The sequence below is a fragment of the Streptococcus mitis genome (assembly GCF_946188585.1).
Taxonomy (GTDB): domain Bacteria; phylum Bacillota; class Bacilli; order Lactobacillales; family Streptococcaceae; genus Streptococcus; species Streptococcus mitis_DG.
Genome location: NZ_CAMHVI010000003.1, coordinates 16,359 through 31,899, shown reverse-complemented (window position 1 = coordinate 31,899; position 15,541 = coordinate 16,359). Strand labels below are relative to the sequence as shown.

At 38.1% G+C, this 15,541-nt stretch carries 16 protein-coding genes; 14 read left to right on the top strand and 2 right to left on the bottom strand.

Features of this window, described 5'->3' with window-relative positions; genetic code table 11:
- The first annotated feature begins 99 nt into the window (after positions 1 to 99).
- Positions 100 to 1,464, top strand: a complete 1,365-nt coding sequence (locus N8M66_RS04975) for a hypothetical protein (RefSeq protein ID WP_261045963.1) — start codon at positions 100 to 102, stop codon at positions 1,462 to 1,464.
- Between the two features lie 20 nt (positions 1,465 to 1,484).
- Positions 1,485 to 1,877: a hypothetical protein gene (locus N8M66_RS04970; protein WP_000159996.1), complete on the top strand. Its 393-nt coding sequence runs from the start codon at positions 1,485 to 1,487 to the stop codon at positions 1,875 to 1,877.
- Between the two features lie 185 nt (positions 1,878 to 2,062).
- Here the strand turns inward: N8M66_RS04970 and guaA are convergent, their stop codons facing one another.
- The gene (guaA, locus tag N8M66_RS04965) at positions 2,063 to 3,625 is read right to left on the bottom strand and encodes a glutamine-hydrolyzing GMP synthase (RefSeq protein ID WP_261045962.1); all 1,563 of its coding nucleotides are present in this window, start codon (positions 3,623 to 3,625) and stop codon (positions 2,063 to 2,065) included.
- A 141-nt stretch (positions 3,626 to 3,766) separates the two neighbouring features.
- Between guaA and N8M66_RS04960 the strand changes: the two genes are divergently transcribed.
- The 12 genes from N8M66_RS04960 (at position 3,767) to sdbB (ending at position 14,012) form a co-directional block, all read left to right on the top strand.
- Positions 3,767 to 4,465, top strand: coding sequence for a GntR family transcriptional regulator (locus tag N8M66_RS04960; RefSeq protein WP_000936191.1), 699 nt, complete (start codon positions 3,767 to 3,769; stop codon positions 4,463 to 4,465).
- A 137-nt stretch (positions 4,466 to 4,602) separates the two neighbouring features.
- Entirely contained in the window at positions 4,603 to 5,889 is a 1,287-nt protein-coding gene (locus N8M66_RS04955) for a peptidase U32 family protein (RefSeq protein WP_000169065.1), read from the top strand.
- Positions 5,890 to 6,204: 315 nt separating this feature from the next.
- Positions 6,205 to 6,405, top strand: coding sequence for a F0F1 ATP synthase subunit C (locus N8M66_RS04950; RefSeq protein ID WP_001054560.1), 201 nt, complete (start codon positions 6,205 to 6,207; stop codon positions 6,403 to 6,405).
- A gap of 33 nt (positions 6,406 to 6,438) precedes the next feature.
- A complete protein-coding gene (atpB, locus tag N8M66_RS04945; protein WP_000392870.1) occupies positions 6,439 to 7,149 on the top strand; it encodes a F0F1 ATP synthase subunit A in 711 nt (236 codons plus the stop codon).
- 13 nt (positions 7,150 to 7,162) lie between these two features.
- Positions 7,163 to 7,657 (top strand): F0F1 ATP synthase subunit B, encoded by a 495-nt coding sequence (gene atpF / locus N8M66_RS04940; RefSeq protein ID WP_001103468.1) that lies wholly within the window; start codon positions 7,163 to 7,165, stop codon positions 7,655 to 7,657.
- Positions 7,657 to 8,193 (top strand): F0F1 ATP synthase subunit delta, encoded by a 537-nt coding sequence (locus tag N8M66_RS04935; RefSeq protein ID WP_261045961.1) that lies wholly within the window; start codon positions 7,657 to 7,659, stop codon positions 8,191 to 8,193. The genes atpF and N8M66_RS04935 overlap by 1 nt, the downstream gene beginning before the upstream one ends.
- A gap of 14 nt (positions 8,194 to 8,207) precedes the next feature.
- Positions 8,208 to 9,713, top strand: a complete 1,506-nt coding sequence (gene atpA / locus N8M66_RS04930) for a F0F1 ATP synthase subunit alpha (protein ID WP_000996629.1) — start codon at positions 8,208 to 8,210, stop codon at positions 9,711 to 9,713.
- 15 nt (positions 9,714 to 9,728) lie between these two features.
- Entirely contained in the window at positions 9,729 to 10,607 is an 879-nt protein-coding gene (locus tag N8M66_RS04925) for a F0F1 ATP synthase subunit gamma (RefSeq protein WP_000301224.1), read from the top strand.
- 85 nt (positions 10,608 to 10,692) lie between these two features.
- Complete coding sequence (gene atpD / locus N8M66_RS04920; protein WP_000094357.1) at positions 10,693 to 12,099, top strand: F0F1 ATP synthase subunit beta; 1,407 nt, start codon at positions 10,693 to 10,695, stop codon at positions 12,097 to 12,099.
- Between the two features lie 10 nt (positions 12,100 to 12,109).
- Positions 12,110 to 12,529 (top strand): F0F1 ATP synthase subunit epsilon, encoded by a 420-nt coding sequence (locus N8M66_RS04915; protein WP_261045960.1) that lies wholly within the window; start codon positions 12,110 to 12,112, stop codon positions 12,527 to 12,529.
- A gap of 197 nt (positions 12,530 to 12,726) precedes the next feature.
- On the top strand, positions 12,727 to 13,434 hold the full coding sequence (ccdA2, locus tag N8M66_RS04910) for a thiol-disulfide oxidoreductase-associated membrane protein CcdA2 (RefSeq protein ID WP_261045959.1): 708 nt from the start codon (positions 12,727 to 12,729) through the stop codon (positions 13,432 to 13,434).
- Positions 13,435 to 13,445: 11 nt separating this feature from the next.
- Positions 13,446 to 14,012, top strand: a complete 567-nt coding sequence (gene sdbB / locus N8M66_RS04905; protein WP_261045958.1) for a thiol-disulfide oxidoreductase-associated lipoprotein SdbB — start codon at positions 13,446 to 13,448, stop codon at positions 14,010 to 14,012.
- 189 nt (positions 14,013 to 14,201) lie between these two features.
- On the opposite strand, the gene pbp3 is transcribed toward sdbB, so the two are convergent.
- Complete coding sequence (gene pbp3, locus N8M66_RS04900) at positions 14,202 to 15,443, bottom strand: D-alanyl-D-alanine carboxypeptidase PBP3 (protein WP_261045957.1); 1,242 nt, start codon at positions 15,441 to 15,443, stop codon at positions 14,202 to 14,204.
- Between the last annotated feature and the right edge of the window lie 98 nt (positions 15,444 to 15,541).

The window sequence follows — 15,541 nt, the reverse complement described above, 5'->3', positions numbered from 1 at the left end:
TCTAAATAGATAATTTCATTTTATCTCTATTAATTTATTGACTATACTCAATAAATTGACTATAATTAAGGGGAGATTAATCGATTGGAGGATTTTATATTGAAACTTGAAGATTTCCAGACTTTTCCATTTAAAAATGTTCAAGAATATATTTCAGACAAAGAAAAAGCAATAAAATTTAGTTTCTTATTGCAAGGAGACGAACCTGACCGTTCTGAATTGATGAAATTAATATATAAAGACATTTTCGAATGGTATGATGACAAAGTACATAGTGGCGACACTCTTATAACATATCGTACAGCAATTTTTCGAAAATATTATGGAAAATCATATAGTAAGTTATCCAGAGATAAGCAACGCGAGATTCTTAATATTATAAAATCATACACTGAATATGATGATGATTTTCCTTTCGAATTTGAGCTTGACAATAAAGAAAAAAACGTTTATCAGATTTGTAATAATTATCAAATAGGAAATTTTGGAATTTTTCCAAAAGGAAGAATAAATCCTAAAAGAGCACAGTCTCCTTATAATGATTATTTTGATCTTACTCTATCAGTAATATGGGACTTATATGATGGCACATTGACTCCAGATGATGAGTTTAAAAGAGCAATTTTAGATGAAAAGGAATATTTTGACCAATTTAAAGATTTTGAAACATTTCTATCCGATAACTTCTTAACTGTATTTTTTGATGATGAAGGATATTTAATTCGATTATCTGAAATTGATGATTTTGAGGAATATGTAAGAATTAGTAATCAAATTATTTATACTAGAGGGCTTGCTATTCTAACCTACCTTCAATCAATGTATGATGATAATAGTGAATTGCCTACCCAACAACTTGAAGAAAAGAAAACAGTTCCTAGACCAACTACCAAAGAGTTAGCACATCGAACTCTTAAAATTGCAGAAGAAGAAATAGATAAAATTTCTAAATTTGATGAATATTATAATGAACTTGAATTTAATCTTCATAAAGAAAAATTTGAAACTACAAAAAAACGAATATACGGTGCTATTGTTCTTTTCTTGTTCATTGTATCACTATTTTTTTACACTTCAGAAATTATCATGTTCATTTGGATTTTATCTACAGTACTATATGTAGCAGATAAAATCAGAATTGTTAAAGAAAAAATAAAATACGATAAAATAATAAATGCGACTCAAGAAAAATATAGGGAAGAAAAGAAAAAATTATTATCTACTTTGCGAAAAGAGTACTACTCCATTCCAACTGAATTTAGAACATATAATCATATTTCAGGTATACGATATTTTTTAAACGCTGATATTGCATCAAATTTGCAACAAGCTATTCACTATTATTCAAATGAATACAATTCTAAAATGATGCAAGACCAAATTTATAGCTTACATCATTCAAACACAATATTACAAGATAGAATTAAGGAGCTCGAATTAGAAAGAGAGCTGGAAAAATACTAATCAAAAAGGAGAATACTACAATGACAAAATTTAATTTACAATCAAATCAAATTTATAGTGAATTAAGTAAGTTTGAGATAGAAGAAATACTGTATAATGCTACAAAACAATTGAACGGTAGTGTTGAACGGCAAAGTTCTGAAGAAATTTCATACTCTGGACAGGGAAATTTTTTTGATTACATGAAGCACCCAGGTTTAAGTAGATATACATGTTGGCAAGTCTTAGTTACTATATCAGATTTAGGGGATAAACGAAAAGTTGAGCTAACTGCAGTCGGAGAAAGTCCGATTAGTTACCTACTAAATAATTTTCTATCATTCATTACTTTTTATACCTTATTCCAACGTCATCGTAATCTTAATTTTGGCATATCAAAAGAAAAGGCTAAATACCTTTCTAATTTGTTGTAGAAGATAATTTATATACAAAAAACTCTCTTAGTACATATTCACACTAAGAGAGTTTTTTGTAATCTATTTGCCAAGTTTGGCGGGAAAATTGGCGGGGTAACTTTTCTAAAAAGATAAATTTATACCATTCTAACTTCTATAAACCCGATAGAATCGGTGTAAAACATTCATTTTTACTTTCTATATTATTCCCACTCAACAGTTGCTGGTGGTTTACTTGTAATATCGTAGACGATACGGTTAACGTGGTCCACTTCGTTTACGATACGTACAGAAATCTTTTGAAGGACATCCCAAGGAATTTTGGCAAAGTCAGCAGTCATACCATCGATAGAGGTGATGGCACGGATTGCAATCGTGTAGTCATATGTACGACCGTCACCCATAACACCAACTGAACGAACGCCTGTATTAACAGTGAAGTATTGCCAGATATCGCGGTCAAGACCTGCTTTAGCAATTTCTTCACGAAGAATAGCGTCTGACTCACGAACTGTTTCTAGCTTTTCTTCAGTGATTTCACCCATAACACGGATAGCAAGTCCTGGTCCTGGGAATGGTTGGCGCCATACGATATGGTCTGGCATACCAAGCTCTGTACCAAGGGCACGAACTTCGTCTTTATAGAGAGTGTTGAGTGGTTCAATCAATTCAAATTGCATGTCTTCTGGAAGACCACCCACGTTGTGGTGTGACTTGATAGTTTGAGCTGTATCCGTACCAGACTCGATAACATCTGTATATAAAGTACCTTGAGCAAGGAATTTCACATTTTTGAGCTTGCTTGCTTCGTCATCAAATACATACACAAACTCGTTACCGATGATTTTACGTTTTTGTTCTGGGTCAGAAACGCCAGCAAGTTTATCAAGGAAACGTTTAGCAGCGTCTGCTTTGACGATATTCAAACCAAACTTACCACCAAGCATGTCCATAACCTGATCTGCTTCACCTTTACGAAGAAGACCGTGATCCACGAAGATACAGATCAATTGATCGCCAATAGCCTTTTGGAGAAGAACCCCAACGACAGATGAGTCAACCCCACCTGAAAGGCCAAGAAGGACACGTTTATCACCGACGGTTTCACGGATTTTTTGGATCTGCATATCGATGAAGTTATCCATTGTCCAGTCGCCTTTAGCTTTACAAATGTTAAGGGCAAAGTTACGAAGGATATCGTTTCCGTATGCAGAATGACGAACTTCTGGGTGGAATTGAATACCGTAAATGTGTTTATCTGGATTTTCAATGGCTGCGTATGGGCAGTCAGCTGATGTACCTGTACGAACAAAGTCAGAAGGAATCTCAGTAACCGCATCACCATGACTCATCAAAACAGTCTGTTCATCAGGTGTTGATTCAAAAAGAGCTGATGGTGTATGAGTTAGAGTTGATTGACCGTATTCACGATTTCCAGCATCACCTGCAGGAACAACTTTTCCTCCAAGTTTATGGGTCAACAACTGCATACCGTAACAGATTCCCAAAATTGGAATTCCAAGTTCGAAGATTTCTGGGTCAATATCAAATGAACCATCTTCGTATACAGAGTTTGGACCACCTGATAGGATAATTCCTACAGGATTGATTTCACGAACTTCAGCAGCTGAAATTTTATGGCTTTTTAGTTCTGAAAAAACACCAATCTCACGGATACGGCGTGAAATCAGCTGGTTGTATTGGCTACCATAGTCCAATACGATGATTTTTTCTACATCTTGCAAATCAGTTGAAATGTTGCTCATCTTTTTCCTTTCTCAAAAGAAATATCTTTTTTCAATATTCTATCACAAATAAGGGCGAATTACCAACTAAACAAGGCGAAGTTTGACTTTTTCTAGTTTATTGGGGTACAATAGAGAAAAGATAGAAATGAAGTGAAAAATATGCTACCCGCTTATATGAAAATCCATGATCAGATTAAAAAGGATATTGACGAACACCGTTGGGCAATTGGTGAGAGACTTCCTAGTGAACGAGACTTAGCAGAGCAGTTTGCGGTCAGTCGCATGACCCTCCGCCAAGCCGTATCTCTATTAGTCGAAGAAGGCGTCTTAGAGCGCCGCGTAGGAAGTGGCACCTTTGTTTCTAGTACTCGGGTACAAGAAAAGATGCGAGGAACAACAAGTTTTACTGAAATTGTTAAGTCCCAAGGTAAAGTACCCTCTAGCCAGCTCATTTCCTACAGAAAAACCATTCCCAATGAGCAGGAAGTTGCAAAGTTAGGAATTTCTCCAACGGAGAATATTATCCGAATGGAACGGGTCCGCTATGCCGACCAAGTTCCTCTAGTTTATGAAGTTGCTTCTATTCCTGAAAAATTCATTAAGGACTTTAAAAAAGAAGAAATCACTAGTCATTTCTTCCAGACTCTACAAAAACACGGCTACCGTATCGGTAAATCACAGCAGACAATCTATGCTCGCCTTGCTAAAGAAAAAATCGCCCACTATTTGGAAGTTGAAAAAGGACATGCTATTCTTGGTCTGACTCAGGTTTCTTACCTAGAAGATGGTACTGCTTTTGAATACGTAAAAAGTCAATATGTAGGCGAACGCTTTGAATTTTATCTTGAAAATAACTAGTCTAGAAAGGCTAGCTTTTTGCTTTCTTAAAACATTAGAATTGTCAAAACAATCTGTCTAGGCTTGATTTTATGGATTATTTACTATAAAATGAGAAGGAAAAACGTCAAACTTTTATATTGCAAATAGGAGAAAACATGACAAAAACATTAAAACGTCCTGAGGTTTTATCACCTGCTGGGACTTTAGAGAAGCTAAAGGTAGCTGTTCAGTATGGAGCAGATGCTGTCTTTATCGGTGGTCAGGCCTATGGTCTTCGTAGCCGTGCAGGAAACTTTACCTTTGAACAGATGGAAGAAGGCGTGCAGTTTGCGGCTAAGTATGGAGCTAAGGTCTATGTAGCTGCCAATATGGTTATGCACGAAGGAAATGAAGCTGGTGCTGGTGAGTGGTTCCGTAAACTGCGTGATATCGGGATTGCAGCAGTTATCGTATCTGACCCAGCCTTGATTATGATTGCAGCAACAGAAGCACCAGGTCTTGAAATCCACCTCTCTACCCAAGCAAGTGCCACTAACTATGAAACTCTTGAGTTCTGGAAAGAACTAGGCTTAACTCGTGTCGTTTTGGCGCGTGAGGTTTCAATGGAAGAATTGGCAGAAATTCGCAAACGTACAGACGTTGAGATTGAAGCCTTTGTTCATGGAGCTATGTGTATTTCCTACTCAGGTCGCTGTACGCTTTCAAATCACATGAGTATGCGTGATGCTAACCGTGGTGGTTGCTCTCAGTCTTGCCGTTGGAAGTACGACCTTTACGATATGCCATTTGGGAAAGAACGCAAGAGCTTGAAAGGTGAGATTCCTGAAGAATTTTCTATGTCAGCCGTTGACATGTCTATGATTGACCATATCCCGGATATGATTGAGAATGGTGTGGACAGTCTAAAAATCGAAGGACGTATGAAGTCTATTCACTACGTATCCACAGTAACAAACTGCTACAAGGCGGCTGTTGATGCTTATCTAGAAAGTCCAGAGAAGTTTGAAGCTATCAAGCAAGACTTGATTGATGAGATGTGGAAGGTTGCCCAACGTGAATTGGCAACAGGTTTCTACTACGGTACACCATCTGAAAATGAGCAGTTGTTTGGTGCTCGTCGTAAAATTCCTGAGTATAAGTTTGTCGCTGAAGTGGTTTCTTATGATGATGCGACACAAACAGCAACTATTCGTCAACGGAACGTTATTAACGAAGGCGACCAAGTTGAGTTTTATGGCCCAGGTTTCCGTCATTTTGAAACGTATATCGAAGATTTACATGATGCCAAAGGCAATAAAATCGACCGTGCTCCTAATCCAATGGAACTCTTGACTATCAAGGTTCCACAACCTGTTCAAGCTGGAGACATGGTTCGAGCTCTCAAAGAAGGTCTCATCAATCTTTATAAGGAAGATGGAACCAGCGTCACAGTGCGTGCTTAATAAAAATGTAGGATACGAAAGCTTTCTAGTTGCTTTCCCTTTAATTCTTCTTACTAAAAGAGCATTAGGTTAAAGAAAATATATTAATTTCCATCCGAGATTTCATCTCGGATTTTTTCATTATTTTTCAGAAAGACCTAGATAATGGACGGATTTATTACAAGTTTTTTGCAAAGTTTTCTATATAATAGACTTAAAAATAGTAAAATTGTAAATAATTTCCATTAAACGCTTTCAACGTAAGTAAAAAGTTGACAAATCCAATTTTTAGGACTAAACTAAGTAAGTAAATTTTAATTAAAAGGAGAATTCGTCATGAATTTAACATTTTTCGGTCTATGTCTTGCCTGTATGGGTGTATCTCTTGGTGAAGGTATGTTGATGAACGGTTTGTTGAAATCAGTTGCTCGCCAACCAGATATCATCTCAGAACTACGTAGTTTGATGATCCTAGGGGTTGCCTTTATTGAAGGTACTTTCTTCGTTACTCTTGTCTTTTCATTTATCATCAAATAAAAGAAGTATAAATTGAAAAAGGGAGGATTTTAGATGGAAGAAAGTATTAATCCAACCATCAATATTGGTCCTGTTACCTTTAATTTAACCATAGTAGTTTTGACTTTGTTGACTGTAGCACTTATTTTTGGCTTTATTTATTGGGCAACTCGAAATATGACTTTGAGACCCACAGGAAAACAAAATGTATTAGAGTATTTATTTGATTTTGTTGTTGGATTTACAAAATCAAACCTTGGTCCAATGATAAAGGATTATTCTCTCTTTTATTTCTGTTTATTCCTATTTATGGCCATTGCAAATAATATTGGCTTAATGGCTAGAATTCAGACTACAGATGGTGTAAATCTTTGGACCTCACCAACAGCAAATTTGTCATTTGACTTGGTCTTGTCTTTTACAATTATCTTAATGACCCACGTAGAAGGAATTCGTCGTCGTGGAATCAAAAAGTATTTAAAAGCATTTGTAACACCAGGTTTTATGACACCAATGAATCTCTTGGAAGAAGTTACCAATCTCCTTTCACTTGCATTGCGGGTCTTTGGTAATATCTTTGCAGGGGAAGTGATGGCAAGTATGTTAGTCCTACTTTCTCATCAGGCCTTCTATTGGTATCCTATTGCTTTTGGAACAAATCTAATCTGGACTGCATTTTCTGTTTTTATTTCTTGTGTACAAGCATATGTATTTACATTGTTATCTTCAATGTACCTAGGAAATAAAATTAATGATGAAGAATAGAAAGGAGTAGTTTATGAATGTAACAGTAGGTGAATTACTTGGTGATTTTATACTAATCGCTGGTTCCTTTATTCTCTTGCTAGTCTTGGTTAAGAAATACGCTTGGTCAAATTTGACTAGTATTTTCGAACAAAGAGCAGAAAAAATTGCAGCAGATATTGACGGAGCTGAACAAGCACGTCAAAAAGCAGAAGTATTGGCTCAAAAACGCGAAGATGAATTGGCTGGTAGCCGTAAAGAAGCTAAGACAATCATTGAGAATGCGAAAGAAACAGCTGAGAAAAGCAAAGCTAGTATTTTAGCAGATGCTAAGCTAGAAGCAGGACGCTTGAAAGAAAAAGCGAACCAAGAAATTGCTCAAAATAAAGCTGAAGCTTTACAAAGTGTTAAGGGTGAGGTAGCAGATCTGACAATCAGCTTGGCTGGTAAAATCATCTCACAAAACCTTGACGGTCATGCCCATAAAGAACTTATTGATCAGTATATCGATCAGTTAGGAGAAGCTTAATGGACAAGAAAACAGTAAAGGTAATTGAAAAATACAGCATGCCTTTTGTCCAATTGGTTTTAGAAAAAGGAGAAGAAGACCGTATCTTTTCAGACTTAGCTCAAATCAAGCAAGTTGCTGAAGAAACAGGTTTACCTTCTTTTTTAAAAAAAGTGGCAGTAGACGAGTCTGACAAGGAAAAAACGATTGTGTTCTTCCAAGATTCAGTGTCACCTTTATTGCAAAACTTTATCCAGGTTCTTATCTACAATCACAGAGCAAATCTTTTTTATGATATTCTTGTAGATTGCTTGAACCGACTTGAAAAAGAAACAAATCGATTTGAAGTGACGATTACGTCAGCTCATCCTTTAACTGATGAACATAAGAGTCGCTTGCTCCCTTTGATTGAGAAAAAAATGTCTCTTAAAGTAAGGAGTGTAAAAGAACAAATCGATGAAAGTCTTATTGGTGGTTTTGTCATTTTTGCCAATCACAAGACAATTGATGTGAGTATTAAACAACAACTTAAAGTTGTTAAAGAAAATTTGAAATAGAAAGTGGTGTTCTTTTGGCAATTAACGCACAAGAAATCAGCGCTTTAATTAAGCAACAAATTGAAAATTTCAAACCCAATTTTGATGTGACTGAAACAGGTGTTGTAACCTATATCGGGGACGGTATCGCGCGTGCTCACGGCCTTGAAAATGCCATGAGTGGAGAGTTGTTGATTTTTGAAAACGGCTCTTATGGTATGGCTCAAAACTTGGAGTCAACAGACGTAGGTATTATCATCCTAGGTGACTTTACAGATATCCGTGAAGGAGATACAATCCGCCGTACAGGTAAAATCATGGAAGTCCCAGTAGGTGAAAGTCTGATTGGTCGTGTTGTGGACCCACTTGGTCGTCCAGTTGACGGTCTTGGAGAAATCCACACTGACAAAACTCGTCCAGTAGAAGCGCCAGCTCCTGGTGTTATGCAACGTAAGTCTGTATCAGAACCATTGCAAACTGGTTTGAAAGCTATTGACGCCCTTGTACCGATTGGTCGTGGTCAACGTGAGTTGATTATCGGTGACCGTCAGACAGGGAAAACAACCATTGCGATTGATACAATCTTGAACCAAAAGGGTCAAGATATGATCTGTATCTACGTAGCGATTGGACAGAAAGAATCAACAGTTCGTACGCAAGTAGAAACACTACGTCAGTACGGTGCCTTGGACTACACAATCGTTGTGACAGCCTCTGCTTCACAACCATCTCCATTGCTTTTCCTAGCTCCTTATGCTGGGGTTGCCATGGCGGAAGAATTTATGTACCAAGGTAAGCATGTTTTGATCGTTTATGATGATCTTTCAAAACAAGCGGTAGCTTATCGTGAACTGTCTCTCTTGCTTCGTCGTCCTCCAGGTCGTGAAGCCTTCCCAGGGGATGTTTTCTACCTTCACAGCCGTTTGCTTGAGCGTTCAGCTAAAGTTTCTGATGAGCTTGGTGGTGGATCGATTACAGCCCTACCGTTTATCGAGACACAAGCAGGAGATATCTCTGCCTATATCGCAACCAACGTGATTTCAATCACTGATGGACAAATCTTCCTTGGTGATGGTCTCTTCAATGCGGGTATTCGTCCAGCCATTGACGCGGGTTCATCTGTATCTCGTGTAGGTGGTTCTGCACAAATTAAAGCCATGAAGAAGGTTGCTGGTACACTTCGTATCGACCTTGCTTCATACCGTGAGTTGGAAGCATTCACTAAGTTTGGTTCTGACTTGGATGCGGCAACACAGGCTAAGTTAAACCGTGGTCGTCGTACAGTTGAAGTCTTGAAACAACCTGTTCACAAACCATTGCCTGTTGAGAAACAAGTAACCATTCTCTATGCTTTGACACACGGTTTCTTGGATACTGTTCCAGTAGATGATATTGTTCGTTTCGAGGAAGAGTTCCATGCCTTCTTTGATGCTCAACATCCAGAGATTTTGGAAACCATTCGTGATACAAAAGACTTGCCAGAAGAAGCAGTCTTGGATGCTGCGATTACAGAGTTTCTCAATCAAACCAGCTTCCAATAAGAATAGAGGTGTCAGATGGCAGTATCTCTAAATGATATTAAAACAAAAATCGCCTCAACAAAAAATACGAGTCAAATCACTAATGCCATGCAAATGGTATCAGCTGCTAAGCTAGGTCGTTCTGAAGAAGCGGCTCGCAACTTCCAAGTTTATGCTCAGAAAGTTCGTAAACTTTTGACGGATATTCTTCATGGTAATGGAGCTGGCAGTTCAACCAATCCGATGTTGATTAGTCGTCCAGTTAAGAAGACAGGCTATATCGTCATTACTTCAGACCGAGGTTTGGTTGGAGGTTATAATTCCTCTATTCTGAAAGCTGTTATGGAGTTGAAGGAGGAATACCATCCAGACGGTAAAGGGTTTGAAATGATCTGTATTGGTGGAATGGGAGCTGATTTCTTTAAGGCTCGTGGTATTCAACCACTTTATGAATTACGTGGCTTGGCAGATCAACCTAGCTTTGATGAAGTTCGTAAGATTATTTCAAAAACTGTTGAAATGTACCAAAATGAACTTTTTGATGAACTCTATGTCTGCTATAACCACCATGTCAATACGCTAACCAGTCAAATGCGTGTGGAACAAATGCTTCCAATTGTTGACTTGGATCCAAATGAAGCAGATGACAGTTACAGCTTGACCTTTGAATTGGAAACTAGCCGAGAAGAAATTTTGGAGCAGTTATTACCTCAGTTTGCAGAAAGTATGATTTACGGGGCTATTATCGATGCTAAGACAGCTGAAAATGCTGCGGGTATGACAGCCATGCAAACAGCGACAGATAATGCTAAGAAAGTCATTAATGATTTGACAATTCAGTATAACCGTGCCAGACAGGCGGCGATTACACAAGAAATTACAGAAATCGTAGCAGGAGCTAGTGCCTTAGAATAGGCTCTAGTCCAGCTCGTATGAAAATGAACTTAGGACCTAGTTGAGCTAGGAACCGACAGTATCTTATATAGAATAGGAGAAGGAGATGAGTTCAGGTAAAATTGCTCAGGTTATCGGTCCCGTTGTAGACGTCTTGTTTGCAGCAGGGGAAAAACTTCCTGAGATTAACAATGCACTTGTCGTCTACAAAAATGACGAAAGAAAAACAAAAATCGTCCTTGAAGTAGCCTTGGAGTTGGGAGATGGTATGGTCCGTACTATCGCCATGGAATCAACAGATGGTTTGACTCGTGGAATGGAAGTGTTGGACACAGGTCGTCCAATCTCTGTACCAGTAGGTAAAGAAACTTTGGGACGTGTCTTCAATGTTTTGGGAGATACCATTGACTTGGAAGCTCCTTTTACAGAAGACGCAGAGCGTCAGCCAATTCATAAAAAAGCTCCAACTTTTGATGAGTTGTCTACCTCTTCTGAAATCCTTGAAACAGGGATTAAGGTTATCGACCTTCTTGCCCCTTACCTAAAAGGTGGTAAGGTTGGACTTTTCGGTGGTGCCGGAGTTGGTAAAACCGTCTTAATCCAAGAATTGATTCACAACATTGCCCAAGAACACGGTGGTATCTCAGTATTTACCGGTGTTGGGGAACGTACTCGTGAGGGGAACGATCTTTACTGGGAAATGAAAGAATCAGGTGTTATCGAGAAAACAGCCATGGTATTTGGTCAGATGAATGAGCCACCAGGAGCACGTATGCGTGTTGCCCTTACTGGTTTGACAATCGCTGAATACTTCCGTGATGTAGAAGGCCAAGACGTGCTTCTCTTTATCGATAATATCTTCCGTTTCACTCAGGCTGGTTCAGAAGTATCTGCCCTTTTGGGTCGTATGCCATCAGCCGTTGGTTACCAACCAACACTTGCTACGGAAATGGGTCAATTGCAAGAGCGTATCACATCAACTAAGAAGGGTTCTGTAACCTCTATCCAGGCTATCTATGTGCCAGCGGATGACTATACTGACCCAGCGCCAGCAACAGCCTTCGCTCACTTGGATTCAACAACAAACTTGGAACGTAAGTTGGTACAATTAGGTATTTACCCAGCCGTTGACCCACTTGCTTCAAGCTCACGTGCTCTAGCACCTGAAATCGTTGGAGAAGAGCACTATGCAGTTGCTGCTGAAGTAAAACGTGTTCTTCAACGTTACCATGAATTGCAAGATATCATTGCTATCCTTGGTATGGATGAGCTTTCTGATGAAGAAAAGACCTTGGTTGCTCGTGCCCGTCGTATCCAGTTCTTCTTGTCACAAAACTTTAACGTTGCGGAACAATTTACTGGTCAGCCAGGTTCTTATGTTCCAGTTGCTGAAACTGTACGTGGCTTTAAGGAAATCCTTGATGGTAAACATGACCACTTGCCAGAAGATGCCTTCCGTGGTGTAGGTTCTATCGAAGACGTTATTGCCAAAGCTGAAAAAATGGGATTTTAAGAGGTGATCTATGGCTCAGTTAACTGTCCAGATCGTGACACCAGATGGTCTCGTCTATGATCACCATGCCAGCTATGTATCGGTTCGAACTCTGGATGGTGAGATGGGGATCTTGCCACGACATGAAAATATGATTGCGGTTTTAGCAGTTGATGAAGTAAAGGTAAAACGTATTGATGATGAAAATCACGTGAACTGGATTGCAGTAAACGGAGGCGTTATTGAAATTGCCAATGATATCATTACAATCGTTGCGGATTCTGCAGAACGTGCTCGTGATATCGATGTTAGCCGTGCAGAACGTGCCAAGCTTCGAGCAGAGCGTGAAATCGAAGAAGCCCACGAAAAACACTTGATTGATCAAGAGCGTCGTGCGAAGATTGCACTGCAACGTGCTATTAACCGTATTAATGTCGGAAAAAGACTATAAGAAAAAAATGAACTTGAAAATTTCAAGTTCATTTTTTATGTTTTCTTAAGGTGCAAAACTGATGAAAAATTAGAATCGTCTATTGATATAAAAGATAATAAAAAGATAGCGTAATACAAATTGCGTAGCAGAAATCATACAAATAAAATTAATTATAGTAAAATAGAATTAGAATTTTTAAGAAAGTTGGTTCTTTATTGGAAACAATAGTATTTTCAATCTCCGTTTTTTTGGCAGGTATCTTGTCCTTCTTTTCCCCTTGTATTTTCCCTCTGTTACCTGTTTATACTGGAATTTTATTGGATGATCAGGAAAGTGCAAAAAGTTTTTCCTTGTTTGGGAAAAAAGTTGCCTGGTCAGGTTTGATTCGCACACTATTCTTTATCGCAGGTATTTCTCTCATTTTCTTTATTCTTGGATTTGGTGCTGGTTACTTTGGTAATATTCTCTATGCAAATTGGTTTCGTTATACCATGGGAACAATTATCATCATTTTAGGTCTACACCAGATGGAAATTTTTCATTTTAAGAAATTAGAGGTTCAAAAAAGCTTTACTTTTAAGAAATCAGAAACTAATCGTTATTGGTCAGCCTTTTTACTCGGTATTACTTTTAGCTTTGGTTGGACGCCTTGTATCGGCCCAGTTTTGAGTTCTGTTTTAGCGCTTGCTGCTTCTGGGGGTAATGGCGCTTGGCAAGGAGCGATTTATACCTTGATTTACACTCTTGGGATGGCCATTCCTTTCTTGGTCTTGGCCTTAGCTTCAGGCGTAGTGATGCCTTATTTTAGTAAAATCAAGCGTCATATGATGCTACTAAAGAAAATTGGTGGTTTCATCATTATTTTAATGGGAATTTTGTTACTATTAGGACAAGTAAATGTTCTAGCTGGTATTTTTGAATAAAGGAGAAAAAGATGAAAAAAGTAATGTTTGCTGGCTTAAGCCTCTTGTCACTAGTTGTTTTGATGGCCTGTGGCGAGGAAGAGAATAAAAAGACTCAAGCACCAGAACAATCCCCAAAACAACAGCAACAAACGACTGTACAACAAATTGCTGTTGGGAAAGAGGCCCCAGACTTTACATTGCAATCAATGGATGGCAAAGAAGTCAAGTTATCTGATTTTAAGGGAAAAAAAGTCTACTTGAAGTTTTGGGCTTCATGGTGTGGCCCATGTAAGAAAAGTATGCCAGAGTTGATGGAATTAGCTGCGAAACAAGATCGTGATTTCGAAATTCTTAGTGTCATTGCACCAGGAATTCAAGGTGAAAAAACTGTCGAGCAATTTCCACAATGGTTCCAAGATCAAGGATATAAAGATATCCCAGTACTTTATGACACAAAAGGAACCACCTTCCAAGCTTATCAAATTCGAAGCATTCCTACAGAATACCTGATTGATAGTCAAGGAAAGATTGGAAAGATTCAATTTGGTGTCATCAGCAACGAGGATGCAGAAGCAGCCTTTAAAGAAATGAACTAGAATCAAGATTTTAAAATAGTATTTATACAATCAATCCCCTAGATTTTAGATAGTATTAATCTAAGATTTAGGGGATTTTTGCTATCAATAAATTAAGTTTAAAAAAAGAAGGGAGTTCTGTATTATACAGATTCCCTTCTTTTTCTTTAAACATACTATTTATTTTTTAGCTTTGATAAGTTTACTATATTATAGTTTTTCGTTTATAAATCGGATAAACTGATTCCACCAAACTTTTAAGAAGAAAGCTTTTTCAACTTTCTTTTCCGCTACCATTTCGAAACTAGGACGTTCTGTGGTAATGTAACCTTGACCAATCAAGTCCTTGTCTTCATAAGTCAAATGTCCAACCACTGTTCCAGCTTCAAGTGGTGCTGGAATTGCCTTAGAATCAGGTGTGAATTGAACAGATTGAGAAGATTGATTCCCAATACGTTCAATTAGAGAGATATCATCTTTAGCAACAGCAGTGACTGTATCTTCTTTTCCGTCTTGTACAGGGACTTTGCTATCTTGATAGGCATCACCTTTCTGAACGATTTTGCGAAGTGTGAATGTAGAAGAGATATAATCTATTAGTGAAGATGTAGCTGTGAAGCGAGCGTAAGGATTATTGTCTTGATGATCCGCATTCAGAACAACTGTGATAACCCTCATCCCTTTTTCAACAGTAGTACCAACAAAAGATTCTCCAGCTTTGTCTGTAGTTCCTGTCTTAAGTCCGTCAAAACCACCGCGATAAGCAGGCATACCCTCTAACATGTAGTTGGTTGAAGTGATTGTCATTCCAGCAAAAGTAGAAGAAGGTTTTTTCGTGATTTCTAAGACTTGTGGGTATTTTTTGATGAGGTTGCGAGCAACGATAGCGACATCATAAGCACTGAGCTTATTTTCCTCATCTTTTTTAGAGCCTGGATAAATGTTATCACCTAGACTCTCATTGTTAAGCCCCGTCGTATTGACAACAGTTGCATCCGAAATTCCCCATTCCAAGAGTTTTGCCCGCATCATATCGACGAAATCTTTTTCTGAGCCTGCAATTTTCTCAGCTAGCGCAATAGCCGCACTGTTGGCGCTAGATACCAGGGTTGCCTCAAGTAGTTGTTCGACGGTATAATTACGAGCTTCCATAGGAACGTTACTCGCTTCAGAATTTGTCGTTAATTTGTAAGGATAATCAGAAATATCTACCGGAGTTGATAGTGTAATACTGCCGTTTTCCAAGGCTTCATAGACAAGATAAACAGTAATTAACTTTGTGATTGAAGCAATTTCAACTGGCTGGGTTGCATCTTTCTCATAGAGAATTTTACCAGTATTTGCCTCAACAGCAATTGCATGTTTAGCAGCAATATTAAAATCTTGAGCAGCAACAGTAGATGCTGAGCCAATAACGGAAAGGCTTAAAAGAGTTAAAATTATTTTTTTCATAGTAAGTTTATTCTATCATAAAGAAAAAAATATTCCCAGTTTCATGATAGAAGAAAGAAGCTTTTTTGAAAGTGTGGTAAAATAGATGAATGGAGGTA

Bases quoted from the DNA above. Each gene is read 5' to 3' on its own strand.
- N8M66_RS04970 (WP_000159996.1), top strand. From the start codon at position 1,485: ATGACAAAATTTAATTTACAATCAAATCAAATTTATAGTGAATTAAGT.
- guaA (WP_261045962.1), bottom strand. From the start codon at position 3,625: ATGAGCAACATTTCAACTGATTTGCAAGATGTAGAAAAAATCATCGTA.
- N8M66_RS04960 (WP_000936191.1), top strand. From the start codon at position 3,767: ATGCTACCCGCTTATATGAAAATCCATGATCAGATTAAAAAGGATATT.
- N8M66_RS04955 (WP_000169065.1), top strand. From the start codon at position 4,603: ATGACAAAAACATTAAAACGTCCTGAGGTTTTATCACCTGCTGGGACT.
- N8M66_RS04950 (WP_001054560.1), top strand. From the start codon at position 6,205: ATGAATTTAACATTTTTCGGTCTATGTCTTGCCTGTATGGGTGTATCT.
- atpB (WP_000392870.1), top strand. From the start codon at position 6,439: ATGGAAGAAAGTATTAATCCAACCATCAATATTGGTCCTGTTACCTTT.
- atpF (WP_001103468.1), top strand. From the start codon at position 7,163: ATGAATGTAACAGTAGGTGAATTACTTGGTGATTTTATACTAATCGCT.
- N8M66_RS04935 (WP_261045961.1), top strand. From the start codon at position 7,657: ATGGACAAGAAAACAGTAAAGGTAATTGAAAAATACAGCATGCCTTTT.
- N8M66_RS04925 (WP_000301224.1), top strand. From the start codon at position 9,729: ATGGCAGTATCTCTAAATGATATTAAAACAAAAATCGCCTCAACAAAA.
- atpD (WP_000094357.1), top strand. From the start codon at position 10,693: ATGAGTTCAGGTAAAATTGCTCAGGTTATCGGTCCCGTTGTAGACGTC.
- N8M66_RS04915 (WP_261045960.1), top strand. From the start codon at position 12,110: ATGGCTCAGTTAACTGTCCAGATCGTGACACCAGATGGTCTCGTCTAT.
- sdbB (WP_261045958.1), top strand. From the start codon at position 13,446: ATGAAAAAAGTAATGTTTGCTGGCTTAAGCCTCTTGTCACTAGTTGTT.
- pbp3 (WP_261045957.1), bottom strand. From the start codon at position 15,443: ATGAAAAAAATAATTTTAACTCTTTTAAGCCTTTCCGTTATTGGCTCA.